The organism is Kocuria rhizophila (assembly GCF_003667225.1).
Taxonomy (GTDB): domain Bacteria; phylum Actinomycetota; class Actinomycetes; order Actinomycetales; family Micrococcaceae; genus Kocuria; species Kocuria rhizophila.
Window position 1 is genome coordinate 1 of the sequence record NZ_RCOM01000003.1, and the last position, 24,442, is coordinate 24,442.

A 24,442-nucleotide genomic window follows, 5' to 3' on the forward strand; every position below is an offset into this window, starting at 1 on the left:
GGGCCGCCCGGTCACCACCTCCCGCCCCGCCCCGGGGCGGCTGCGCGCGGCCTATCGGAGCTTCGAGGAGGCAGGCTTCGAGGCCGTCGTGTCCGTGCACCTCTCGGGTGAGCTCTCCGGCACGGTGGGGGCGGCGAGGATCGCGCGGCAGGACATCGGGATCCCGGTGCGCATCGTGGACACCCGCAGCGCCGGTCTGGCGCAGGGACTGGGCGTGCGCGCGGCCCTGGGGGCGGCGGCGTCGGGAGCGGGGATCGAGGACGTCGCCCGCGCGGCCACCGAGGCGGCCGAACGGGCGCAGGTGCTGATCCAGGTGCGCTCCCTGGACACCCTGCGCCGCGGCGGGCGGGTGAACCCGACCACGGCGATGGTGGGCACCATGCTGCAGATCAAGCCGCTGCTGAGCCTGGCCGAGGGGAAGATCGTGACCGTGGAGCGCCCGGTGTCCCTGCCGCGGGCGAAGCAGCGGTTCATGACGCTCGTGGGGGAGGCGCTGGAGCACTCCGAGGCGCAGCACCCGGTGCTGTGCGTGCACCACGTGGCGGATCCGCACCGGGCGCGGGAGATCGGGGAGGTGCTCGTGGACCGCTACCGCCCGGACGCGGAGCTCGTGGTCAGCGAGCTGCCCCCGGTGCTGAGCGCGCACGTGGGGCTGGGGACGAAGGCGGCGATCGTGGAGGGGCCCACCTCCAGCCCGGTCGCGCACGGTGTGAGGGCTCCCCAGCCGGGCGTCTGACTCCCGCGTGCCGCACCGGGTCCACATCGGCGCGGTGACGCCCCTGGTGGGGGAGCGCGGCGCGGTGGAGTGGGGGCATGAGTGGCATCGAGTTCAGAGGGCGGCGCAGATTCCGTGACAGTGACGCGACCGAGCGGCTGAGCGCGCTGCTGCGCGAGGAGCGCACGGGCGGGGGATCCCACGCGGCCACCGGGCGTCCCGTGAGCGGGCCCGCGCAGAACGGGTCCGGAGTGCGGGGCGCGGCGGTGTTTCCGGGCGGCCGGGTGACCGACGGGCACGAGGAACGGGCCGATTCCGAGTTCGGCCGCTCGGATCTGCGTGCTGCGGACCTCTACGCCCCGGATTCGCACGCCTCGGACTCGTACGTCTCCGATCCGCCCGGCGACGTTCCGGGCGTCCCTGTTCCGGGCGTCCCCCATGCGGGCGCGCCCGAGGCGAGCATCCCGGCCATCCCGGAGACCGGGTCCGTGGACGATCCTGCGCTCTGGCCGGAACCGGGCGGCTCGCGGCACCGTGAGGACGTGACCGTGCGCCGTCGGCTGAGTCGCCCCGCGCTCGTGCTGCTGTGCGTCGTGCTGCTGGTGGCCCTCGGAGCGGGGTGCGTAAGTCTGCTGAACGGCGCGCCCGAGGACGACGAGGTCGTGACCACGGCCGGGGCGTCCCCGGACGGTGGATCCTCCGGGGACGGCTCACTGGACGGCGAGGGACGCCTTCGCCCGGCGGGGGCCGGAGCGTCACCCCGTGCCTCCTCGGAACCGTCGGGACGGCCGGGTTCCGGGCCGGGCGGTGCTTCCGGCGCCGCGGGGGCCGCCTCGGGCGCGCCCGGTGGTGTGGTGACCGTCCACGTGGTGGGAGAGGTCAAAGACCCCTCGGTGGTCACCCTGTCTCCCGGAGCCCGGGTCATGGACGCGGTCCAGGCCGCCGGAGGGTTTGCGCCCGGGGCCGTGAAGGACCGGATCAACCTGGCAGAGCCCGTGGTGGACGGCGCCCAGATCGTGATTCCCAACCGGTCCAACGTGGACGAGGTGCTCGCCGCCGGTGCCGCGCCGGGTGCCGGGGCACGGTCTGCCGGGCCCACTGCCGGTGGATCCGCCGCGGGCGGGACCTCTCCGGGCGGGTCCGCGGGGGCCGGAGCGCCCGGGCAAGGTGGGTCGGCCTCGGAACGGACATCCGGTACAGGGGATCAGCGCGCACCGGGCACCGGCTCCGGGGCCCTGGTGGACCTTAACACCGCCAGCCAGGCCGAGCTGGAGGAGCTGCCCAAGGTGGGGCCCGTGCTCGCGCAGCGCATCGTGGAGTTCCGCACCCAGCACGGTCCCTTCACTGCCCCGCAGCAGCTGGACGACGTCAGCGGAGTGGGCCCCGCCATGCTGGAGGCACTGCTGCCGCTGGTCACGGTGTGAGCGTGACGTGGGACCTGCGGCTGCTGCCCGTGGCGCTCGCGGTGTGGGCCTCGGCCGCCGCGACCATGGCCGCCGGGTGGGCCGGGGGCGCGGCGTGCGCGCTGATCGCCACGGTGCTGGTCCCGGTGGTGGACCGGGTGCCACAGTGGGCCCGGATGACGCGGGGGTGGGCACAGGGCGTGCGCCGGGTCGGTACCCCCGGGATCCTCGGCCGCGCGATCCGCGGCGGGACTGCACCGAGCCGTGCTCGTCGGCCCCACCGCAGCGATCGGTCCCACCTCAATGCTCAGCCCCCTCACACCGTGCGGTCCCCGCGTTCTGTTCTGTCCCGGGGGAGTGGTGGGGCGTCACGACGCGCTCACCCCGCCCCGAACGGACGTCCCACGCCTCCACGTCCCGTCATGGCCGCCCTCGTGCTCCTCGCGGGGGCGGCGGCAGTCGTGAGCGCGCTCGCCGCCACGGCACCGGCCCGGGCGTTTCTGGACGAGCACCCGCAGGGCTCGGTCGTGCGGGTGGAGGCGAGCGTGTCCGGGACACCGTCCCCCTACACGTCCCGCTCGCTGCACGGGGAGCAGGAGGCCTCCCACGGGGTCGCGGTCACCCTGGACGTGGCAACGGCGGACGGCGCTGCCACAGCCACCGGGCTCACCGTGTTCGCAACCCACCCCGGCTGGGAGGCCCTGGACGACGGGCAGCGCGTGAGCGCCGTCGTGACCGTGGCGAGCACCGCGACCCCCGCCCGGCTGCTTGCCCGGGCCACGTCCCCGCCCGTGACGGACGCACAGGCCGGACCCGAGCCCGGGCCGGTGGAGGCCGTCCGCGCGGACCTCACCCGCATCGCCGGGGGCTTCGGCGCCGTAAGTGCGGGCCTGGTGCCCGGCATGACCGTGGGGGACACCTCCCAGCTGCCGGACGCACTCGCCCAGAGCATGAAGGATACCGGGCTCACCCACCTCATCGCGGTGTCCGGGTCCAACTGCGCCCTGGTGATGACCCTCAGCGGGTTCACCGCACTGTCCCTCGGGGCGGGCCGGCGCACGTGCGTGGGGGTGGGTCTCGTGGCTCTCGCGGGCTTCGTGGTGCTCGTGGGCCCGGACCCGTCCGTGCTGCGCGCCGGGGTCATGGGGGCCCTGGGCGGGCTCGCCATGCTCAGCGGGCGCGCCGGGGTGAGCCTCAACGCCCTGTGCGCGGCGGTGACCGGACTGGTGCTCGCGCGCCCGGACCTGGCCACGGACATGGGCTTCGTGCTCTCCGTGCTGGCCACCGCGGGCATCGTGGTCAGCGCCCGACCCGTCACCCGTGTGCTCAGCACCCGCCTGCCCACAGTGCTCGCCGTGTGCATCGCGGTGCCGCTCGTGGCCCAGCTGTGGTGCGGGCCCGCACTGCTGCTGCTCAACCCCGACCTGCCGCTGTACTCCCTGCCCGCGAACATGGTCGCCGCACCCCTGGTGCCGGTGGTCACCGTGGCCGGACTGCTCGCGGTGTGCGTCCTGCTGACCGGGCTCCTGCTGAACCCCGTGCTGTCCTGGGCGCTGCCGGGTGCGGCGGACCCCGCCTCGTTCGCGGGCTGGGACCGCGCCGCGAGCCTGCCCGTGGGCATCGCCTCCTACCCGGCGCGCACCATCGGGTGGATCGCCGACACCTTCGCCTCCCTGCCCGGCGCGCACGTCCCCTGGCCACCCGATGTGCCGGGGTTCCTGCTGCTCACGGTCCTGACCGTCCTCGCGCTCGCCGTGCTGCACACGGTGGACGCGCGCATGCGCTGGCCGCAACCAACCGCCGGAACCGCGGATCCCACATCCGCCGAACGCCCGGTGCCGGACGCCGTGTGGCGCGCCCGCGCACACCGCCTCCGGGCACGACGCCGCCTGCTCGCCGCCACGGCATCCCTCGCCCTGGTCATGCTCCTGGTCACCGCCGTGATGTGGTGGTTTCGCCCGCCCCCGGAGTGGGAGTCGGTGGTGTGCGACGTGGGGCAGGGGGACGCCGTGCTGCACCGCACGGGGGAGCACAGTGCCGTACTCGTGGACGGTGGCCCCGACCCCCGCGCACTGACCCGGTGTCTCCGGGACGCCGACGTCACCCGCCTGGACGCGGTGATCGCCACCCACGACCACGCCGACCATGTCGCCGGGCTCGAGGGGCTCGCCGAGATCGTGGACGTGGACCGCGTCTGGTACTCCGCCGCCGGGGACACCCTGCCGGACGAGCTCACCCAGTGGGCGGACATCGCCACACGCCCCGCTCCCGGTGAGCAGCTGCACGTGGGGCCGCTCACCGTGGAGGTTCTCGCTCCCGCACCTCCGCCCACCACCCCCGATGGCACCCCGACGGCAGGCACGGCGCCGTCCGGCTCCAGTGGCAGCACGTCACCACGCCCCGCGCACCGCAAGGTCACCTCCGAGGACGAGAACAACGCCTCCCTCGTCCTGCTCCTGACCCTCGACGGCCCTGACGGCACCACCACCTGGCTCAGTGCAGGAGACCTCGAAGCGGACGGCTACCGCCGCGACCTGCGCACGTTCCCCGGAGCGCACCCACCCACCGTGGACGTCCTCAAGGTCTCCCACCACGGCGCCCGCAACGGCGGCACCGACATCATCCACGACACCCACCCGGCGCTCGCGGTGATCTCCGTGGGGGAGGACAACAGCTACGGCCACCCGCACCCCCAGACGGTTGCCGCGCTGCAGGAGGTGGGCGCGGCAGTGGCCCGCACGGACCAGAACGGCGCCCTGTGGGTGCACCGCGAAGGAGAGCGCATGGTCGTGTCCCGACGCTGAGCGGGGCAGCACCAGCAGAAATATCGCGGGGGGAAGATCTGTTGTGCACCACGAAACACCGGGCATCCGCGCCGGTCACCCCGGGGCCGTACGTCGTCAGGACACCGCTCCGGTGCGGCACGTGCGTGGCGCCCCTCGACGGAAGGACTCCCATGCGCTCCACCCTGTTCGAACCCATCACCCTCCGCGGCCTCACGGTCCGCAACCGGCTGTGGATCCCGCCCATGTGCCAGTACTCCGCGTTCGGGGAGGACGGCGTGCCCACCGACTGGCACCTCGTGCACTACGGATCGCTCACCGCCGGTGGGGCGGGGGCCGTGATGGTGGAGGCGAGCGCCGTCGTGCCCGAGGGCCGCATCAGCCACCGGGACCTGGGACTGTGGAACGACGAGCAGCGGGACGCCCTCGTGCGGATCGTGGACTTCGCCCACCAGCAGGGCGCGGCCATTGGCGTGCAGCTCGCCCACGCGGGACGCAAGGCCAGCACGGAGGCCGCCTGGGGCTCCGAGAACCCCGGCCGGTCCATCGCGCCGCAGGACGGGGGCTGGCAGACCGTGGGCCCCTCCGCTGTCGCCTTCCCTGGCCTCGCCGAGCCCGTCGCACTGGACGAGCAGGGCATCGACGACGTCGTGGCCGCGTTCGCCGCCTCGGCCCGCCGTGCCGTGGAGGCCGGCATGGACTTCGTGGAGCTCCACGGCGCCCACGGGTACCTCCTCCACGAGTTCCTCTCCCCGCTGAGCAACGAGCGCACGGACGAATACGGCGGCACCCTGGAGAACCGCGCCCGGCTGCTGCTGCGCGTCACCGACGCCGTCCGCGACGTGATCCCCAAGGACATGCCCCTGCTCGTGCGCCTCTCCGCCACCGACTGGACCGAGGGCGGGCTCACCGTCGCCGACACCTCCCGCGTCTCCGGGTGGCTCGCCGAGCACGGTGCAGACCTCATCGACGTCTCCTCCGCCGCCAACGTGCCCGCCGAGATCCCCGTGGGACCCGGCTACCAGGTGCCCCTCGCCACCGAGATCAAGACCACCGCCGGGGTGCCCGTGGCCGCGGTCGGCATGATCGACACCGCCTGGCAGGCCGAGCAGATCGTCGCCACCGGACTCGCGGACGTGGTGCTCATGGGCCGCGAAGCGCTGCGTGACCCCCACGTGGCGCTCACCGCCGCCCGTGCCCTGGGCGTGCAGGAGTTCCCGGTCCCGGGCCAGTACGAACGCGCCTACCGCCGCCCGCCCCGCACCCGCTGAGCCCGGGCGCTCGCCGGACAGCGACTTGAGCGTGATTCGGCGGTGGCCGCCGAGCACGAGAGCCAGGGCGCTCGAGGGACACGACCGGATCCGGGATGCGGAGTTGAGCGAGGAGTCCGGGGGATGCGACGTTCGAAGGACGACGGCGCGCTGCCGGGCCCCGTCCGCACCGTCCCGCGGTGTCCCGGCGTCGCCCGCCCTGCACAGGCTCTCCGGGGTGTCTGCGCCCACGGTTAGCATGGGGAGGCAGCGTCGGCGTCCCGACCCCGCACATGCCGGTGCAACGGCGCGCACGTACCCGGCCCCGGGCGGCGACGTCACCCGAGCAGTCGGCCACGATCGAGGAGCACCATGACCCCGGCACGCACGTCTTCCCGCCGCCAGGCGCCCTCGGCCCCGCAGACCTCGTGGCGTGAGGCCACACCTCAACCCCTTGTGCTGGCCTCCGGCTCGGACGAGTACATCCTGCAGCGCATCAAGGAGACGCTCCGGGACACCATCCGCGTGGACCGGGGTGCGTGCGAGGTCACGGACATCGCGGCCGGGGACTACGAGCCGGGCCAGCTCGCCGTGGTCACCAGCCCGTCCCTCTTCGACGACCCCAAGCTCGTGTGCGTCCAAGAACTTGCGGGCATGAACGAGCACCTGCTGGCGGACGCCCTGGCCTACGTGGCCAACCCGGACCCGGACGTCACCGTGCTGTGGCAGCACTCCGGGGGCACCCGCGGCAAGAAGCTGCTGGACGCCCTCAAGGAGAAGGCTCTCGTCCTGGACTGCACCCCGCCCAAGACCGACCGGGACAAGTCCTCGTTCGTCCTCGCGGAGTTCCGCGCGCAGAACAAGCGCATCGAGCCCGACGCCGCCCGCGCTCTCGCCGCTGCCGTCGGCACCTCCACCGCCGAAATGGCCGCCGCGTGCTCCCAGCTGATCGCGGACGGTCCCGTGACCGTGGATCTCGAACTTGTGGAGAAGTACTACGGCGGCCGCGTGGAGGTCACCGCGTTCCGCGTGGCAGACGCCGCCGTGGCGGGCAACGCCGAGCAGGCCCTGAAACTGTGGCGCCAGGCAGTGGACGTGGGGGTGGACCCCGTTCCCATGGTGGCCACGCTGGGCTCGAAGATGCGGCTGATCGCGCTCACGGCCGGTTCCCGCGGGGGAGCGGGGCAGATCGCCCGGGACGTCGGCGCCGCGCCGTGGCAGGTGGAGCGCGCCCAGAACGAGGCGCGCCGGTTCACCGCCCAGGACGTCACCCGGGCGCTGCAGGCCATCGCCGAGGCGGATGCCCAGGTCAAGGGGGCGTCCCGGTCCCCGTACTTCGCGGTGGAGCGCGCCATCACGGTGATCGCCACGTCCGGCCACCGCTGAGCGAGCGGCAGCACACCGCACACGACAACGGGCCCGGCACTCGCGAGGAGTGCCGGGCCCGTGTGCTCCGTCAGTGAGACGGTGTCAGCCGATTCCGATCTTGGCGACCTTCTTGGCCAGACCGGACTTCTTGTTGGCCGCGGTGTTCTTGTGCAGAACGCCCTTGGACACGGCCTTGTCGAGCTTGCGGGACGCGGTGCGCAGGGTCTCCGCAGCGGCGTCCTTGTTGCCGGACTCCACAGCGGCATCCACCTTGCGGATGAGCGTCTTGAGCTCGGACTTGTACGAGTTGTTGCGCAGGCGAGCCTTCTCGTTGGTGAGGATGCGCTTCTTCTGCGACTTGATGTTGGCCACGTGTAACTCCTAGAACGATTGCGGAAGTAGGTCAGTGAGGGCTCACGGATGGTCATCGACTGAGTTGTGAGAGTGGGGATGCTCGGTGGCAACCATCCGCTGTGCCCGACGACCAGCGCGGACACACAGCGGTCTACTTTAGCAGACTGCCGCCACGGATGCCCGGCGCGGCACGTCGGTACCGGGGAGCGCCGCCCGGTCCGTGCTGAGGTGACGTGAGGCCGTGGCGTTCTGGGTCGTGGTTGATGGCGCGCCGGTCCGAGGGCGGGCACCGGGTGCTGTCTCGGTGCTGCGAGGACGCTGGCGGGTTCAGCGCCGCCGCGTCAGCTCCGCCGCCACGGCGTCGAACCGCGACCGGTCCAGCACCGCACCCTCACGCCGCACGTCCTCCGGCCGCACCGGGATGATCCGGTCGATCCGCGCCTCCGAGGGACGCCCGGAACGGTCCCAGCCGCCCACTCCCACGTCCACGTACGAGGGGTCGTCGTGGCGGGCGGTGTCGTGGTCCTTGGAGGTCAGCATGACGCACAGCAGGTGCTCGCCGGCGCGGTCCACGATCAGCACGGGCCGGTCCTTCCCGCGCGAGTGGTCCTCCTGGTAGGGCACCCAGGTCCACACGACCTCCCCGGGATCGGGCCGCCCGTCCGGCTTCGCGGCCCACCGCGGGTTCACGGGCCCCGTCCAGTCCCCGGGGTACGGCGAAGAGGTGCCGGGGGCGCGGGTGCCGGAGGGCGACGTCGCCGTGCCCGGCCGGGTGCTCGAGGTGCCGTTCTCGTGGGCCACGGTGGGCGGCGGCGTCGTGCTCCCGGAGCGTGACGAACGGGAGGCGGGACCGCGGGAACCCGCGTAGCGCTGGTACATGCGGACGAGGCGCAGCCCCTGGTTCAGGAGTCGAGTGATGTCGGCCATGGGGACATCGTAGGGGGACCGGTTCGCCCCCGGCCCGGGATCATGGGAAACTGGGGAGTCATCCTGAGAACGAAAGGACCGCCCGTGTCACCGTTGGCCGTCAATCCACCGGCACCTGCCTCGACCGACCCCTCGGTGATCAGGAACTTCTGCATCATCGCCCACATCGACCACGGCAAGTCCACGCTGGCGGACCGGATGCTGCAGGCCACGGGCGTGGTGACACCCCGGCAGATGAAGGCCCAGTACCTGGACCGCATGGACATCGAGCGCGAGCGCGGGATCACCATCAAGTCCCAGGCGGTGCGCATGCCGTGGAACGTGGACGGCACGGACTACGCGCTGAACATGATCGACACGCCCGGGCACGTGGACTTCACGTACGAGGTCTCCCGCTCCCTGGCCGCGTGCGAGGCCACCATCCTGCTGGTGGACGCCGCCCAGGGCATCGAGGCGCAGACGCTCGCCAACCTGTACCTGGCCATCGAGAACGACCTCACGATCATCCCGGTGCTCAACAAGATCGATCTGCCGGCCGCCCAGCCTGAGAAGTACGCGGCGGAGCTCGCCAACCTGATCGGCGTGGAGCCGGAGGAGGTCCTGAGGGTCTCCGGCAAGACCGGCGAGGGCGTGGAGGAGTTGCTGGACCGCATCGTGCGGGACGTGCCCCCGCCCCAGGGCGTGAAGGACGCGCCGTCGCGCGCCATGATCTTCGACTCCGTGTACGACACCTACCGCGGCGTGGTCACCTACGTGCGCGTGGTGGACGGCACCCTGGTGCCGCGCGAGCGGATCCAGATGATGTCCACGGGTGCCACCCACGAGATGCTCGAGATCGGCGTGATCTCCCCGGAGCCCATCCCGTCCAAGGGGCTGAGCGTGGGGGAGGTGGGCTACCTCATCACGGGTGTGAAGGACGTCCGCCAGTCCCGCGTGGGCGACACCGTGACCAACCAGCAGAAGCCCGCGCAGGAGTCCCTGGGAGGGTACGAGGACCCCAAGCCCATGGTGTTCTCGGGCCTGTTCCCCGTGGAGGGCTCCGACTACCCTGTGCTGCGCGACGCCCTGGAGAAGCTGCAGCTCAACGACGCCGCCCTGGTCTACGACCCCGAGACCTCCGCGGCACTGGGCTTCGGCTTCCGCTGCGGCTTCCTGGGTCTGCTGCACCTGGAGATCACCCGGGACCGCCTGGAGCGCGAGTTCAACCTGGACCTGATCTCCACCGCGCCCTCGGTGTCCTACAACGTGACGCTCGAGGACCACTCCGAGGTGGAGGTCACCAACCCCTCCGAGTTCCCCGAGGGTCGGATCCTGGAGATCCGCGAGCCCATGGTCTCGGCCACCATCCTGGTGCCCTCCGAGTTCATCGGCGCGGTCATGGAGCTCTCCCAGTCCAAGCGCGGCGAGATGAAGGGCATGGACTACCTCTCGGAGGACCGCGTGGAGCTGCGCTACCGGCTGCCGCTCGCGGAGATCGTGTTCGACTTCTTCGACCAGCTCAAGTCCAAGACCCGGGGCTACGCGTCCCTGGACTGGAAGGCGGACGGCGAGCAGGCCGCAGACCTGGTCAAGGTGGACATCCTGCTGCAGGGCGAGCAGGTGGACGCGTTCAGCGCGATCACCCACAAGGACAAGGCCTACTCCTACGGCGTGCTGATGACGGGCAAGCTGCAGAAGCTCATCCCGCGCCAGCAGTACGAGGTCCCCATCCAGGCGGCGATCGGCTCGCGCATCATCGCGCGTGAGAACATCCGCGCGATCCGCAAGGACGTGCTCTCCAAGTGCTACGGCGGCGATATCTCCCGCAAGCGCAAGCTGCTCGAGAAGCAGAAGGAGGGCAAGAAGCGCATGAAGATGGTGGGCCGCGTGGAGGTCCCCCAGGAGGCCTTCGTGGCCGCGCTGTCCTCGGACGAGGACAATGGCAAGGACAAGAAGAAGTAGTGCCCGCACAACCGGAGGGTGATCCGGCTCCGGAGGACGGTGCGCTGCCCGCCGGCTCGGTGGCCCGCGCCTCGGAGCGCACCCTGAGCCTGTACGTGCACGTCCCGTTCTGCGCTGTGCGCTGCGGGTACTGCGACTTCAACACGTACACCATGGAGCAGCTCGGGGACGGCGTCTCCCGCGCGGACTACCACGCCGACGCCGCCGCGGAGGTCCGCTTCGCACGCTCGGTGCTCGACGCCGCCGGGTCACCGCCCCGGGCCCTGCACAGCGTGTTCTTCGGTGGCGGCACCCCCACGCTGCTGCCCGCGCGAGAACTTGGCGCCATGCTGCACCAGGCGCGGGAGAGCTTCGGGCTGGCGCCGGGCGCGGAGGTCACGGTCGAGGCGAATCCGGACTCCGTCACGCAGGAGACCTTCGACGTCCTCGCCGCGGCCGGGGTGACCCGCGTGTCCTTCGGGATGCAGTCCGCGGTCCCGCACGTGCTGGCGGTGCTGGAACGCACGCACACCCCCGCGAACGTGCCGCGCGCCGTGGGCTGGGCCAAGGAGCGCGGGCTGGGCACCAGCGTGGACCTGATCCACGGCACGCCGGGGGAGAGCCTGCGGGACTGGGAGGTCTCCGTGGAGGCGGCCCTGGCCATGGAACCGGACCACGTCTCGGCGTACTCGCTCATCATCGAGGACGGCACCAAGCTGGCCGCCCAGATCCGCCGCGGGGAGGTGCCCGAGCCGGACCCGGACGACCAGGCGGACAAGTACACGCTCGCGGACCGGATGCTGCGGGACGCGGGCTTCGCCTGGTACGAGGTGTCCAACTGGTCGCGGGACGCGCACGGTCGCACGGCGGAGCAGAACCGCAGCGCGCACAACATCGCCTACTGGCGCAACCAGGACTGGTGGGGCATCGGCCCCGGGGCCCACTCCCACGTGGACGGGGTGCGCTGGTGGAACCTCAAGCACCCGCTGCCCTACACGAACAAGGTGCGCGCGGGGGTGTCACCCGCGGCGGGGCGCGAAACGCTGGATGGGCAGACCCAGTACGTGGAGCACGTGATGCTCGGCATCCGGATCAGCGAGGGCATCCCCGTGGCCTCGCTGCGGTCAGAGGGACGCCGCGCCGTGGCGGGGCTCATCGCGGACGGCTGGCTGGACGGCCCCGCCGCACTGGCGGGCACGGCGGTGCTCACCGATGCGGGCCGTCTCATGGCCGACGCCGTGACGCGGCGGCTGCTCGACTGGTGACGTGGGCGGCAGAGTTGCCACGCGGCGCCGGGCACTCGTCGTGCCCACCGCAGCCGGAACGGGCCCCGAGTCAGCCGCGGTGGCCGGTGAAGCGGTCGTAGAGGTGCGTGTTGGCGCGGTACTGGTGGGGCTCACCACGGTTGACCTTGATGCCGGCGCGCACCGACGTCACCGCCAGGAGCACCCAGGTGACGGCCGCGACCACGGAGAACACGCCGCCGACCACGGGGATCAGGGACAGCAGGATGCCGCCAAGCACGATGATGCTGGGGAGCATGGTGTAGTTGGCCGCCTCGCGGGACTCCTGCGCGGTGAACGGCCCGCGGTCCTTGAACACGCGGTGGATCACGTAGCTGGGGATCACACCCACCACGCCGCCGAGGTGGGCCAGGGTGGCCCACTGGCGGTCCTGGTTGACGTCCAGGGGCTGGGCCACCGGGTGCACGGACTCGAACGGCGCGGCGGAGTCCTGGGCGGAGGCAGAGGGCGTGGAGGCAACGTCAGTCACGAGTGGGTGTCCCTTTCAGGGGCGGTAGCCGGACCAGACGGGAGAGCGGGGGTCTGGTTCCCCCGATGATACCGGGGTCGTCTGAGAGCCTGCCACGGTGTGCGTCACACCGCAGGCCCCCTGCAGCCGCCCGAACCCGGGGACGGCTCACCGGGTGGCCGCCTCGTCCGCGGTGAGGAAGTCGATGAGCTCCTCCACGCGGCCCAGCAGCGCAGGCTCAAGATCTGCGTAGGTGTTCACCCGGGTGAGGATCTGCTGCCAGGCCCGTCCCACGTCCTGCGGGGTGCGGTGGGGCAGTCCGAGTGCCTTGGCCATGCCGGTCTTCCAGTCCACGCCGCGCGGGATCACGGGCCACGCGGGGATGCCCAGTGCCGAAGGCTTCACGGCCTGCCAGATGTCCACGTAGGGGTGCCCCAGGATCAGCACGTTGTCCGCGGCACCCGGCACCCGCAGGGCCTGCTCGGCGATGCGGGACTCCTTGGATCCGGCCACCAGGTGGTCCACCAGGATCCCGAGACGTCGTTGCGGGCCCGGGCGGAAGTCGCGGATGGCGGCGGACAGGTCGTCGATGCCGTGCAGGGGCTCCACCACGATGCCCTCCACCGCGAGGTCGTGCCCCCAGACCTTGGCCACGAGCTCGGCGTCGTGGTAGCCCTCGACCCACACGCGGGACTCCTTGGCCACGGACGCCCTGAGGCCCTCCACCGCCACGGAGCCGGAGCGCGTGATGCGCTTGCCGGCGGGGGCGGTCCGCGGTGCCGGGGGTGTGAGCCGCACCGGTTCGCCGTCGAGCAGGAAGCCCGGCCCCAGCGGAAAGGTCTTGACCCGGCCGTGCCGGTCCTCGAGCCCCACCACGCGCATCCCGCCGATCACCTCCACGCTGACGACGGCGCCCACCCACCCGGTCTCGACGTCCTCCAGCACCATGTCACGCGCCACGGCGACCTCGCGCGCACTCGGCCGGGTGCGGGAGACCTCGGGGCTGTCCAGGTCCTGGGGACCCCAGCCCCAGCCGGGTGCGTTCACGGGTTCCTCCTCGGTGCGGCGGGCAGATCAGCCGCGAGCGTACCAAAGCGGCCCCGGGACGCCCGCGCCCTACACTGGGGGATTAGCACTGTGACTCGATGAGTGCCAAAATTGGTGCTCGGCCACGACGGGCGCACGGCCCGTTGCTCGACACGCCACGGGAGGTGAGGACCATGGACCATCCGCGCAGGGTGCAGATCCTGCGGGCCATCGTGGAGGACTACGTCCACTCCCGCGAACCCGTGGGCTCCAAGGCGCTCGTGGAGCGCCACCGGCTTCCCGTGTCCTCGGCAACGGTGCGCAACGACATGGCGGCCCTCGAGGACGCCGGACTCATCGTGGCACCGCACACCAGCTCCGGGCGGATCCCCACCGACCAGGGCTACCGCGTGTTCGTGGACCAGATCGCCGCGGTCCAGCCGCTGAGCCCGGCCCAGCGCCGCGCCATCCAGGTGTTCCTGGAGGACGCGCAGGACATCGACGACGTCATGGAGCGCACGGTGCGCCTGCTCGCGCAGCTGACCCACCAGGCGGCGGTGATCCAGTACCCCGTGCGCACGGGCACCACCGTGCGCCACGTCGAGCTCGTGGACGTGGGCGCGGCAGTGCTGGTCATCCTCATCCCCACCTCGGGCCGCGTGGCGCAGCGGGCCGTGGAGCTGCGCACCGCGCTGGACGAGCCCCAGCTGCTGGAGCTGCGTGCCCGCGTGCTCGCCCGGGTACTGGGACAGGCGCTGGATGCCGTGCCGAGCGCCGTCGCCGGACTGGGGGAAACGCTGCCCGCGGAGCTGCGCGAGGCCGGGGACGCCGTCGGGGAGACCCTCTCCCTGCTCGCCTCGGCCACGGACGAGCACCGCCTGGTGATGGCCGGCACGGCCAACCTCGCGAGGTTCAGCGGCGACTTCCCGCAGAGCATCTCCCCGGTGCTGGAGGCACTGGAGGAACAAGTGACCATGCTGCGGTTGTTGTCCGAGATGCAGCAGGACGAGCGCGGGGTGGCCGTGCGGATCGGCTCCGAGGAGTGCGACGACCCGCTGGCAGAAGCCTCCGTGGTGGCCACCGGCTACGGACCGCGCGCCGCCTCCAAGGTGGGCGTGGTGGGACCCACCCGCATGGACTACCCGACCACCATGGCCTCCGTGCGCGCGGTGGCCCGATACCTCTCCAGGAACCTGGGGGACTGAGCGCCGCGCCGGCGCCGCCCCGACCGACCACAGACCCGACGAAAGCAGAAGCGACGACATCGTGAGCGACCACTACGAAACCCTCGGCGTGAGCCGTGACGCCAGCGCCGAAGAGATCAAGCGCGCCTACCGCAAGAAGGCGCGCAAGCTGCACCCGGACGTCAACCCGTCACCGGAGGCCGCGGAGGAGTTCAAGCGCGTCTCGCACGCCAACGACGTCCTCTCGGACCCCGACAAGCGCCGGGTCTACGACGCCACGGGCAACGAGAACGGCACGGACACCGGCTTCGGCGGTGGCTTCCCGGGCTCCGGGTTCGGCTTCTCCGACATCTTCGAGACGTTCTTCCAGGGTGCGGGGGCGGGCGGCCAGCGCGGCCCGCAGTCCCGCACCCGGCAGGGCCAGGACGCACTGATCAACGTACGCATCTCCCTCAAGGACGCCGTGTTCGGGGTGGAGAAGGACATCACCGTGGACACCGCCGTGGTGTGCCCCGCGTGCGAGGGCTCCTGCTGCCAGCCCGGCACCAGCCCCACCACGTGCAGCATGTGCCGCGGCTCGGGGCACATGCAGTACCAGCGCCAGTCCATCCTGGGCATGGTCACCACTCAGGGCCCGTGCTCGCAGTGCAACGGCTTCGGCACCGTGATCGAGAGCCCGTGCCACGAGTGCTACGGCGAGGGCCGGGTGCGTGACCGTCGCCCGCTCACTGTGAAGATCCCCGCCGGCATCCAGTCCGGCAACCGCATCCGCCTGGGCGGCCAGGGCGAGGCCGGCACCGCCGGTGGGCCCAACGGCGACCTCTTCGTGGAGCTCAAGGTGGACCCGGACCCCACGTTCCACCGCGAGGGGGACGACCTCCACGTCCGGCTGCGCATCCCCATGACCGCGGCCGCCCTGGGCACCACCGTGACCCTGGAGACCTTCGACGGCACCCGCAGCGTGGCCGTGGAGCCCGGAACCCAGTCAGGTGCCACCGTGACCCTCGACGGGCTCGGCGTGACGCACCTGCGCGGCAAGGGACGCGGAAACCTGCAAGTCCACTTCGAGGTGGAGACCCCCCGCAACCTCACGGGCGAGCAGCGTGAGCTCGTGCAGCGGCTGGCGCAGCTGCGGGACGAGGAGGCCCACGACGGCACCACGGTCAACGCCACCGGCTCGGGCGGATTCTTCTCCCGGCTGCGCGGGCGGTTCAACGACCAGTGACCAACCCCGTCTTCCACCACCCCGGTGAGGGGCTCTCCCGGGCCCGTCCGGGGGAGCTCCTCGACGTGCACGGGCCCGAGGCGCGCCACGCGGTGACCGTGCGCCGGCTTCGCGCCGGCGAGCTCCTCGACCTCGTGGACGGCCACGGCACCCGCGCCACGTGCACCTTCAGGGACGGTGAGAAGGACCGGATGACCGTGGCCGTGAAGTCAGTCGCGCGTGAACCGCAGCCGCGGCCTCTGCTGAGCCTGGTGCAGGCACTGGCCAAGGGGGACCGGGACCTTCAGGCCGTCGAGTCGGCGACCGAGCTCGGGGTCTCCCGGGTGGTGCCCTGGCAGGCAGAGCGCAGCATCGTACGCCTGCGGGCCGAGCGGGCCGCCAAGACCATGGGCAAGTGGGAGTCGCTGCTGGCCACCGCGGCCAAGCAGTCCCGCAGGGCCACGTGGCCGGAACTGGCACCGTGGGTGGACACGGCCGGGCTGGCAGAGCTGATCCGTTCCGAGCCGGGCACGCTGTGGCTCGTGCTCCACGAGAGCGCGAACGTCCCGTGGTCGTCCCGCGAGGTGGCCGCCTGGGGCGAGCAGGAGCACGTGGCGGTGGTCGTGGGTCCCGAGGGCGGGATCAGCGAGCGGGAGCTCGAAGCACTGTGCGCGGCCGGCGCCCGGCCCGTGCGCCTGGGCGCCACGGTGATGCGCTCCTCCACGGCCGGTCCAGCGGCACTCGCGGCGCTGAGCGCGGTGCTGGGGCTGTGGGACTGAGGAGGACGGTTCCGGACCGTGCTCAGTCCGCGGGGGACACCGTGATCTCGTGGTCGTCCGCGATCGTGTGGCCCTGCTCGTCCGTGCCGCTCACCCGGATGGTGTAGGTCCCCGGTTCCAGGTCCACGACGGTGCGCAGCTCCGTTCCTGTGGTGGGATCGGTGCCGGGCGTGGGTCCGTCCACGGTGTCGCCCTTGACGCGCCGCTCGCCCGAGGTGATCTCCCACCGGACGTTGTGCACGGAGGGCAGGATGCGGGCGAAGATCGTGAGCGGGCTGCCGGGATCCGTGCCCGTCTGGGGGTCGATGAGCCAGATGGGCGCCGCGAGCGCGGGGTCCCGCGTGAGCGGGTCGTCCAGGGTCACCGCGCCGAAGGCTCGGTACCCCGTGCGCCCGTCCACGAGGATGCGGACCTCCTTGGCGGTGGAGGAGTCCAGCAGGCCCGCGGTGACCGCGGCGGCGGAGACGGTGTAGACCATCTGCTGCAGCGCCATCCGGGCGTCCTGCTCGGAGAGCTGCGCGGTGAACGCCGCAGCCGGCAGGTCCACCGTGACGGTGCCGTCCGGGGTGACGCTGGTTCCCACGGTGTCGACCGCGGACCACAGTGTGCGGTAGTCGGGGTCGGAGGGCGCGGCCGCGGTGACGGTGAGGGCCGCGCGTGCCACGGGATCTGCGATGTCGCTCGTCACGGGGGTGCGGAACTCCCGGAGGAGGTAGTCCGACTCCTCGCCGGTGCCCACCCAGTACACGGGGGCCTGCTCCGTGGCCACACCGTCCACGGAGTCGTTGGTGCTGCCGGGCGCGGCGCCGATGCCCGGCGCGGCCGCGGACTTGTTGTCCGGGCGGTCTGCCGCATTGCCGCACGAGGAGACGCCGACGGCGAGCACGCCCGCCACCGCGAGCGCGGTGACGCGGTGCAGGATGCGGGTCGTCATGGGTTCCTCTCCGTCGCCTGGGTGCCTGTCGCAGTGGTCGTGACGGGCGGTACGACGCCGCGGGTGGCGTTGTGGACCGAGGAGACGGTGGCTGCCGTCCCCGGCCCGGCGGTGGTCGTGGTGGCGGGCGTCCCGCCGACGACACAACCTACCGGGGGAGAAACGTGCGGTGCCACCGTTGCGCGCGTGCGCACGGGACCGTTACCGGATTGCAACCCGCGGCCCCGGCCGGGCTGTGAGCGGATAGGCTGGGGGCGATGACCGAAGCACTCGAGGGCAACAACACCCTGACCACCGCATCCCGTCCCAGCCGTGAGACCACCCGTGTGAGCGTCCACATGCCGGACCGGGACACCGCCGTCCGCTGCCTGGGCCAGGCGGACACCACTCTGCGCCTGCTGGAGCAGCAGTTCCCGGCCGTGCGGATGACCGTGCGGGACCTGGACGTGGTGCTCGAGGGGCCCGTGACGGACACCCGCCTGGCGGCGTCGCTGCTCGAGGAGCTGCTGGCCATGGCACTGCGCGGCACGGAGATCACCGAGCGCACCGTGATGCGCGTGGCCCGCATGATGCGTGACGCGCAGGACCTGCGGCCCTCGAGCGCGCTGTCCACGAGCATCCTGTCCACGCGCGGGCGCACCATCCGCCCCAAGACGGTGAACCAGAAGACCTACGTGGACGCGATCGACGAGCACACCGTGGTGTTCGGCATCGGCCCCGCGGGCACCGGCAAGACCTACCTGGCCATGGCCAAGGCCGTGCGCGCGCTGCAGGCCAAGGAGGTCAACCGGATCATCCTCACGCGGCCAGCGGTCGAGGCGGGGGGGCGGCTGGGGTTCCTGCCCGGATCGCTCAACGACAAGATCGACCCTTACCTGCGCCCGCTCTACGACGCGCTGCACGACATGATGGACCCCGAGTCCATTCCGCGGCTCATGGAGGCCGGCAGCATCGAGGTGGCACCGCTCGCCTACATGCGAGGGCGCACGCTCAACGACGCCTTCGTGATCCTGGACGAGGCCCAGAACACCACGCCCGAGCAGATGAAGATGTTCCTCACCCGACTGGGTTTCGGCTCCCGGATCGTGGTGACCGGTGACGTCACCCAGGTGGACCTCCCCGGCGCCACCAAGTCCGGGCTGCGCCAGGTCCAGCACGTGCTGGGCGGGATTGACGACATCGCGTTCTGCGAGCTGACCTCCGCGGACGTGGTGCGCCACGAGCTCGTGGGGGAGATCGTGGCCGCGTACGACCAGTTCGACACGACCAACAGGCACCGCGTGGAGCGCGCGCGGCGCAAGGAGGACCGGCGTGCCGCCCGCCCCGCCCACGGGACTGCGGAGGCCGGTCCGGGACAGGGGTCCGCGCGGTGAGCGTCGCGTTCGACCTGCCGTGGGAGACCCCCGAGGACCAGGCCGTCCTGGCGCCGTGCTGGCGCGCGGTGGACACGGCCCAGTTGAGCGCGCTCGTGGAGCTCGCCTTCCGGCGCTGGCACCTGCACCCGGACACCGAGGTCTCGATCGCCGTGGTGGACGAGGAGCAGATGGCCCAGCTGCACGAGCAGTGGCTGGAGCTGCCTGGCGCCACGGACGTGATGTCCTTCCCCATGGACGAGCTGCGGGAGGGCACCCCGGAGGAGCCCTCCCTGGGAGTGCTCGGGGACGTCGTGCTGTGCCCTCCGGTGGCGCAGCGCCAGGCGGAGGCCGCGGGGCACAGCACCGAGGACGAGTTGTGCCTGCTCACCGCCCACTCCCTGCTGCACCTGCTCGGCCACGACCACGCGGAGGAGGACGAGCGCGAGCGCATGTTCCGCGCGCAGCGCGCACTGCTCGAGGAGTTCCTCGGCCGCGACGCGCCCGTGGAGACGATGTCATGCCCCCCCACCCGCCGCACCGCACCACGCACCGATCTTCCGAGGACGTCGCATGAGCCAGGACAGCACCCCCGCCGAGCAGGACTTCCGCGCCGGATTCGCGGTGTTCGTGGGCCGCCCGAACGTGGGCAAGTCCACGCTCACCAACGCCCTGGTGGGACGGAAGGTGGCCATCACCTCCAACCGCCCGCAGACCACCCGGCACACGATCCGCGGCATCGTCCACCGCCAGGACGGACAGCTGGTCCTCGTGGACACCCCCGGCCTGCACCGGCCCCGCACCCTGCTGGGTCAGCGGCTCAACGACGTGGTCGCGGAGACCCTCGGCGAGGTGGACGTGATCGGCTTCTGCGTTCCCGCCGACCAGAAGGTGGGTCCCGGGGACCGCTACATCGCGCAGCAGGTGGTTGCCGCCGTGGGGCGCACACCGGTCGTCGCGATCGTGACCAAGGCCGACCTCGTGCCGCAGGACCGGCTCATGGAGCAGCTGCTCGCGGTGAGCGAGCTGGGCCGCGAGGTCGTCACCGCGGAGCGCGCCCAGCGTGAGGCCCGCCAACGACGCCGCGACGCCGCGTCGTCGGGACGGCCCCCCTCCGCGCCGAGCCGGGATGCGGCGTCGGACGAGGACGCCGGCTGGGCCCACGTGATCCCCGTGAGCGCCGCGCACGGCTACCAGGTGGACGAGCTGGGCGAGCTGCTCGTGTCCCTCATGCCGGTTCCCCCGCCGCTGTACCCGGAGGGTGACCTCACGGACGAGCCGGAGATCACCATGATGGGCGAGCTCATCCGCGAGGCCGCCCTGGAGGGCGTGCGGGACGAGCTGCCGCACTCCCTGGCCGTGGTGGTGGACGAGGTCTCCGAGCGCGAGGGGCGCTCGCCCGAGAACCCCATGCTGGACGTGCACGCGAGCCTCTACGTGGAGCGTCCGTCCCAGAAGGCGATCGTGATCGGCAAGCGGGGGGCGCGGCTGCGCGAGATCGGCACGCGCTCCCGTGAGCAGATCGAGGCGCTGCTCGGCACCCGCATCTACCTGGACCTCCACGTCAAGGTGGCCAAGGAGTGGCAGCGGGACCCCAGGCAGCTGTCCAAGCTGGGGTTCTGACCCGGTCCGCGCCGTCCCCCGCGGGGCGCACCGCGCCGGAGCGATCGTCGGCGCCGCGACCCCGCGAGACCAACTTCCCAGGAGTCACCGGTGGAACCCAGTCCCAGTCACCGCAGCCGCCGTGATCCCGGTGCGGCGGCGCCGTGGGCCTCCCAGCCCGCGCAGAGCGCCGCGCCGGCGGAGGAGCCGTTCGAGCTCCGTCAGACGGGACGCCACCACCGGGCCCGGGAGCACCGCTCCTCGACCCGCAGGATCGCCGTGATCCTCGTGGTCCTGGCGCTGATCAGCGTGATCGGACTGGGCGGGGTGGCGGCGCTACGGCTCACGAGCAACCTGACGTCCAGCCCGCTGGACCTCTCGGAGGATTCCGGGGCGGTGGAGGGTGGCCCGCTGGACATCCTGGTGATGGGCTCGGACACGCGCAGCGGCAAGGGCAACAGCGAGTACGGCAGCGCCGAGGACTCCGAGGGACGCACGGACGTGATGATGCTCGTGCACGTCACCGAGGCCCGGGACGCCGTGACCGTGGTGTCCTTCCCACGGGACCTCGTGGTGGACATCCCGCAGTGCACCGACCCCGAGTCCGGGAAGGTCTACCCGGCCGGGACGGACATGCTCAACAGCGCGGTGGAGCGCGGCGGCCCCGGGTGCACGGTCGCGGCCATCAACAAGCTCACCGGTGTGGACGTGGACCACTTCATGCTGGCGGACTTCAACGCCGTCACCGAGCTCTCCACCGCCGTGGGCGGCGTGGAGGTGTGCGTCAACGAGGCCGTGGACGACCCCAAGTCCGGGCTGAAGCTGCCCGCCGGCATCTCCACCGTGGAGGGGGAGCAGGCCCTCGCGTTCCTGCGCTCCCGCGCCGCGTTCGGCAACGGCGGGGACGAGGCCAGAATCCGCTCCCAGCAGGCCTTCCTGGCGTCCCTGACACGCAAGATCCAGGCGGACGGGACGCTCACCAACCTGCCGCAGCTCTACCACATCGCCGAGGTCATGACGCAGAACCTGCACGTGGACCAGGGGCTCACCTCCATTCCCGCGCTCGTGGAGATCGGGGGCACCTTCAACGGCATCGACCCGGGCAGCATCGCATTCGTCACGGCCCCCACGCACCCGCACCCGGAGGACCCCAACCGGCTGCAGCTCGAGGAGCAGCCGGCCCAGAAGCTGTTCGCCACCCTCCAGCAGGACGTCGGGGTCACGGGCGGCACGCAGGGCTCTTCTTCCCCGTCCGCGCCGTCGCCCGCCACACCGGACGACGCCGCACCGGCGGCACCCGGTGCCGCCGCGCCGTCGAGCGCCACGCCCTCCGCGAGCGCCCCCGCGGTGGCCCCGGCCCTGGTGCCCGTGACCGTGATCAACCGCTCGGACGCGGGAGGGCGGGACGCGCAGCTCGTGTCCGTGCTGAAGAAGGCCGGCTACGAGCAGACCCGCAGCGGCCGCTCGGGCGCCCAGCTGTCAGCCACGCAGATCTTCTACCACCCGGACTGGGCGGTGGCCGCGGACGACGTCGCGCGGCTGCTCAACGTCTCCGACAGTCAGCTGGTGGCGTCCTACGAGGTCGAGGGCGTGGAGGTGGCCGTGGGGCAGGACTTCACGAGCGGGGACCGGATGACCCGGGACCAGCAGCTGCCGGACGGGCTCGACGGCCAGACGGCGGAGCAGTTCACGTGCCAGGCCACAGCGGACGGCTGACGTTGTGGTGATGCCCACCCCGGGTGGTACGTTGGATCACATGCGGACCAACGTGCAGCGACTCCTGCTTACGTGCCGCAGCGGGGCCTGACACAACGATCGACGGCCGAGCACCCGCTGCGGAGTCGCCCGGTGCCGGCCACCACGTCACAGCTCGAAAGGCCCCTCCCGTGAAGAACCTGCAGCGCCCCTCCGGCATGCCCGCCCACAAGTACACCCCGTACCAGCAGAACTTCCCGTTCGACATGTCCGACCGCACGTGGCCGGACAAGGTGGCCACCACGGCGCCGCGCTGGTGCGCCGTGGACCTGCGGGACGGCAACCAGGCCCTGATCGACCCCATGGACTCCCACCGCAAACTGAGGATGTTCCAGCTGCTCGTGCGCATGGGCTTCAAGGAGATCGAGGTGGGCTTCCCGTCCGCGTCCCAGACCGACTTCGACTTCGTGCGCACTCTGGTGGAGGGCGGTCACATCCCGGACGACGTCTCGATCCAGGTGCTGACCCAGTCCCGGGAGCACCTGATCGAACGCACCTACGAGGCCATCGACGGCGCCAAGAACGCGATCGTGCACCTCTACAACTCCACCTCCACCCTGCAGAGGCGCGTGGTGTTCCAGCAGGACATGGACGGGATCGTGGACATCGCCCTGACCGGGGCCCGCCTGTGCCGCAAGTACGAGGAGCAGCTCAGCGGCACGAACGTCGTCTACGAGTACTCCCCGGAGTCCTACACCGGCACCGAGCTGGAGTTCGCGGCCCGGATCTGCAACGAGGTGGCCGAGACCTTCGAGATCGGCGACGGACGGCAGATGATCGTCAACCTGCCCGCCACCGTGGAGATGGCCACCCCCAACGTGTACGCGGACACCATCGAGTGGATGGGCCGTCACCTGTACCACCGGGAGGACATCATCCTGTCCCTGCACCCCCACAACGACCGCGGCACGGGTGTGGCCGCCGCGGAGCTGGGCTACCTGGCCGGGGCGGACCGGATCGAGGGGTGCCTGTTCGGCAACGGCGAGCGCACCGGCAACGTGGACCTGGTGACCCTGGGTCTGAACCTGCTGACCCAGGGAGTTGACCCGCAGATCGACTTCTCGGACATCGAGGAGATCCGCCGCACCGTGGAGCACTGCAACCAGCTGCCCGTCCCCGAGCGCAGCCCGTACGGCGGGGACCTGGTGTTCACGGCGTTCTCGGGCTCGCACCAGGACGCCATCAAGAAGGGCTTCGAGGCCATGCAGCGCGACGCCGAGCAGCAGGGCGTGGGCGTGGACGACCTCGAGTGGGCGGTGCCGTACCTGCCCATCGACCCCAAGGACGTGGGGCGCAGCTACGAGGCCGTGATCCGCGTGAACTCGCAGTCCGGCAAGGGTGGTGTGGCCTACCTGCTCAAGAGCGAGTACGGGATCGACCTGCCCCGCCGCGCCCAGATCGAGTTCTCGGGTGCCGTGCAGAAGTACACGGAGACGTCCGGTTCCGAGGTCTCGGCGCAGCAGCTGTGGAAGATCTTCTCGGACGAGTACCTGCCCACCACGGACGGCACCTCCCGGTGGGGCCACTACCGCATCACCTCCATCTCCACCCACGCGGAGGACGAGGGCGGCACCGTGCTGGAGATCGGTCTGGACGTGGGCGGTGAGCACCGCGAGCGCACCGCGCAGGGCACCGGTCCCATCGACGCCCTGATCAACCTGTTCAACCAGGAGGGTGTGGACGTGCGCCTGCTCGACTACACCGAGCACACCCTGTCCGCCTCCTCGAACGCCCAGGCGGCCAGCTACGTGGAGCTGGCGGTGGGGGACCGGGTGCTGTGGGGCGCCGGCATGGACAGCAACACCACCCGTGCATCGCTCAAGGCCGTGATCTCGGCCGTCAACCGCGCGGTGAGGGACGCCCAGGGCGCTGAGCAGGACTGAGCCCGACGTCCCCGTCCGGGCTCGCGGGGGCTGCGGTTCCGCCCCCGTCGGGGCCCCGGCCAGCACGGCCGGGCCCCGACGGTGCACCGCAGGGATCGTCGGACCCCGGTGGCTCCGGACCGCGGCGCAGCCACCGGCCCGGCACCGTGCGGTCCCCGGCGGGGCACGGACCGCACCGCCGCGGTCCCGCAGACCGAGGGGCGGCGTCGTCCGTGCGGACCGCGCTCCGGGACCAGCGCGCAGGGCACCGC

General features: G+C 71.9%; 19 protein-coding genes and 1 pseudogene. 15 read left to right on the plus strand and 5 right to left on the minus strand.

Features of this window, described 5'->3' with window-relative positions:
* The 5 genes from D9R02_RS01060 to holA all read left to right on the plus strand — a co-directional run.
* On the plus strand, positions 1-736 hold a 736-nt coding region (locus D9R02_RS01060), incomplete at its 5' end, for a DegV family protein (RefSeq protein WP_121566178.1).
* A gap of 77 nt (positions 737-813) precedes the next feature.
* Entirely contained in the window at positions 814-2,139 is a 1,326-nt protein-coding gene (locus D9R02_RS12315; RefSeq protein ID WP_121566179.1) for a ComEA family DNA-binding protein, read from the plus strand.
* A 401-nt stretch (positions 2,140-2,540) separates the two neighbouring features.
* Positions 2,541-4,922: a ComEC/Rec2 family competence protein gene (locus tag D9R02_RS01070; RefSeq protein ID WP_183085928.1), complete on the plus strand. Its 2,382-nt coding sequence runs from the start codon at positions 2,541-2,543 to the stop codon at positions 4,920-4,922.
* A gap of 152 nt (positions 4,923-5,074) precedes the next feature.
* Positions 5,075-6,172 (plus strand): NADH:flavin oxidoreductase/NADH oxidase, encoded by a 1,098-nt coding sequence (locus D9R02_RS01075; RefSeq protein WP_121566181.1) that lies wholly within the window; start codon positions 5,075-5,077, stop codon positions 6,170-6,172.
* 351 nt (positions 6,173-6,523) lie between these two features.
* On the plus strand, positions 6,524-7,537 hold the full coding sequence (holA, locus tag D9R02_RS01080) for a DNA polymerase III subunit delta (RefSeq protein ID WP_121240692.1): 1,014 nt from the start codon (positions 6,524-6,526) through the stop codon (positions 7,535-7,537).
* 84 nt (positions 7,538-7,621) lie between these two features.
* Here the strand turns inward: holA and rpsT are convergent, their stop codons facing one another.
* The gene (rpsT, locus tag D9R02_RS01085; RefSeq protein WP_019309243.1) at positions 7,622-7,891 is read right to left on the minus strand and encodes a 30S ribosomal protein S20; all 270 of its coding nucleotides are present in this window, start codon (positions 7,889-7,891) and stop codon (positions 7,622-7,624) included.
* Positions 7,892-8,200: 309 nt separating this feature from the next.
* Complete coding sequence (locus D9R02_RS01090) at positions 8,201-8,800, minus strand: type II toxin-antitoxin system PemK/MazF family toxin (protein WP_121240695.1); 600 nt, start codon at positions 8,798-8,800, stop codon at positions 8,201-8,203.
* A gap of 84 nt (positions 8,801-8,884) precedes the next feature.
* Between D9R02_RS01090 and lepA the strand changes: the two genes are divergently transcribed.
* A complete protein-coding gene (gene lepA, locus D9R02_RS01095; RefSeq protein WP_121240697.1) occupies positions 8,885-10,741 on the plus strand; it encodes a translation elongation factor 4 in 1,857 nt (618 codons plus the stop codon).
* Complete coding sequence (gene hemW, locus D9R02_RS01100) at positions 10,741-11,985, plus strand: radical SAM family heme chaperone HemW (protein WP_121240699.1); 1,245 nt, start codon at positions 10,741-10,743, stop codon at positions 11,983-11,985. The genes lepA and hemW overlap by 1 nt, the downstream gene beginning before the upstream one ends.
* A 70-nt stretch (positions 11,986-12,055) precedes the next feature.
* On the opposite strand, the gene D9R02_RS01105 is transcribed toward hemW, so the two are convergent.
* Both D9R02_RS01105 and D9R02_RS01110 read right to left on the minus strand, forming a co-directional pair.
* Positions 12,056-12,493 (minus strand): DUF4870 domain-containing protein, encoded by a 438-nt coding sequence (locus D9R02_RS01105; RefSeq protein ID WP_019309239.1) that lies wholly within the window; start codon positions 12,491-12,493, stop codon positions 12,056-12,058.
* Positions 12,494-12,640: 147 nt separating this feature from the next.
* A complete protein-coding gene (locus tag D9R02_RS01110; protein WP_239358065.1) occupies positions 12,641-13,519 on the minus strand; it encodes a DUF3097 family protein in 879 nt (292 codons plus the stop codon).
* A 173-nt stretch (positions 13,520-13,692) separates the two neighbouring features.
* Between D9R02_RS01110 and hrcA the strand changes: the two genes are divergently transcribed.
* The 3 genes from hrcA (at position 13,693) to D9R02_RS01125 (ending at position 16,665) form a co-directional block, all read left to right on the plus strand.
* Positions 13,693-14,703, plus strand: a complete 1,011-nt coding sequence (hrcA, locus tag D9R02_RS01115; RefSeq protein WP_102613304.1) for a heat-inducible transcriptional repressor HrcA — start codon at positions 13,693-13,695, stop codon at positions 14,701-14,703.
* 61 nt (positions 14,704-14,764) lie between these two features.
* Positions 14,765-15,907, plus strand: a complete 1,143-nt coding sequence (gene dnaJ, locus D9R02_RS01120; RefSeq protein WP_059281551.1) for a molecular chaperone DnaJ — start codon at positions 14,765-14,767, stop codon at positions 15,905-15,907.
* Positions 15,904-16,665 (plus strand): 16S rRNA (uracil(1498)-N(3))-methyltransferase, encoded by a 762-nt coding sequence (locus tag D9R02_RS01125; protein WP_059281552.1) that lies wholly within the window; start codon positions 15,904-15,906, stop codon positions 16,663-16,665. The genes dnaJ and D9R02_RS01125 overlap by 4 nt, the downstream gene beginning before the upstream one ends.
* Before the next feature lie 22 nt (positions 16,666-16,687).
* Here D9R02_RS01125 and D9R02_RS01130 read toward each other — a convergent pair whose 3' ends face one another.
* Positions 16,688-17,599 carry a GerMN domain-containing protein gene (locus D9R02_RS01130; RefSeq protein ID WP_121240701.1) on the minus strand — a complete coding sequence of 304 codons (912 nt, stop codon included), beginning with the start codon at positions 17,597-17,599 and terminating at the stop codon, positions 16,688-16,690.
* Between the two features lie 257 nt (positions 17,600-17,856).
* On the opposite strand from D9R02_RS01130, the gene D9R02_RS01135 reads away from it, so the two are divergent.
* From D9R02_RS01135 to leuA, 5 genes and pseudogenes are all read left to right on the plus strand, one after another.
* Positions 17,857-18,972: a PhoH family protein gene (locus D9R02_RS01135; protein WP_121566182.1), complete on the plus strand. Its 1,116-nt coding sequence runs from the start codon at positions 17,857-17,859 to the stop codon at positions 18,970-18,972.
* Between the two features lie 47 nt (positions 18,973-19,019).
* Positions 19,020-19,469 (plus strand): annotated as a pseudogene (gene ybeY / locus D9R02_RS01140) (rRNA maturation RNase YbeY); the annotation flags it as partial.
* Between the two features lie 55 nt (positions 19,470-19,524).
* On the plus strand, positions 19,525-20,574 hold the full coding sequence (locus tag D9R02_RS01145) for a GTPase Era (protein WP_121566183.1): 1,050 nt from the start codon (positions 19,525-19,527) through the stop codon (positions 20,572-20,574).
* 90 nt (positions 20,575-20,664) lie between these two features.
* Entirely contained in the window at positions 20,665-22,269 is a 1,605-nt protein-coding gene (locus tag D9R02_RS01150) for an LCP family protein (RefSeq protein ID WP_039101163.1), read from the plus strand.
* 170 nt (positions 22,270-22,439) lie between these two features.
* Positions 22,440-24,191 carry a 2-isopropylmalate synthase gene (gene leuA, locus D9R02_RS01155; RefSeq protein WP_039101164.1) on the plus strand — a complete coding sequence of 584 codons (1,752 nt, stop codon included), beginning with the start codon at positions 22,440-22,442 and terminating at the stop codon, positions 24,189-24,191.
* Positions 24,192-24,442 lie beyond the last annotated feature (251 nt).

Excerpts from the sequence above, each read along its gene's own strand:
- D9R02_RS01070 (WP_183085928.1), top strand. The coding sequence starts at position 2,541 with ATGGCCGCCCTCGTGCTCCTCGCGGGGGCGGCGGCAGTCGTGAGCGCG.
- holA (WP_121240692.1), top strand. The coding sequence starts at position 6,524 with ATGACCCCGGCACGCACGTCTTCCCGCCGCCAGGCGCCCTCGGCCCCG.
- D9R02_RS01135 (WP_121566182.1), top strand. The coding sequence starts at position 17,857 with ATGACCGAAGCACTCGAGGGCAACAACACCCTGACCACCGCATCCCGT.
- D9R02_RS01145 (WP_121566183.1), top strand. The coding sequence starts at position 19,525 with ATGAGCCAGGACAGCACCCCCGCCGAGCAGGACTTCCGCGCCGGATTC.
- hrcA (WP_102613304.1), top strand. The coding sequence starts at position 13,693 with ATGGACCATCCGCGCAGGGTGCAGATCCTGCGGGCCATCGTGGAGGAC.
- D9R02_RS12315 (WP_121566179.1), top strand. The coding sequence starts at position 814 with ATGAGTGGCATCGAGTTCAGAGGGCGGCGCAGATTCCGTGACAGTGAC.
- D9R02_RS01075 (WP_121566181.1), top strand. The coding sequence starts at position 5,075 with ATGCGCTCCACCCTGTTCGAACCCATCACCCTCCGCGGCCTCACGGTC.
- D9R02_RS01130 (WP_121240701.1), bottom strand. The coding sequence starts at position 17,599 with ATGACGACCCGCATCCTGCACCGCGTCACCGCGCTCGCGGTGGCGGGC.
- D9R02_RS01090 (WP_121240695.1), bottom strand. The coding sequence starts at position 8,800 with ATGGCCGACATCACTCGACTCCTGAACCAGGGGCTGCGCCTCGTCCGC.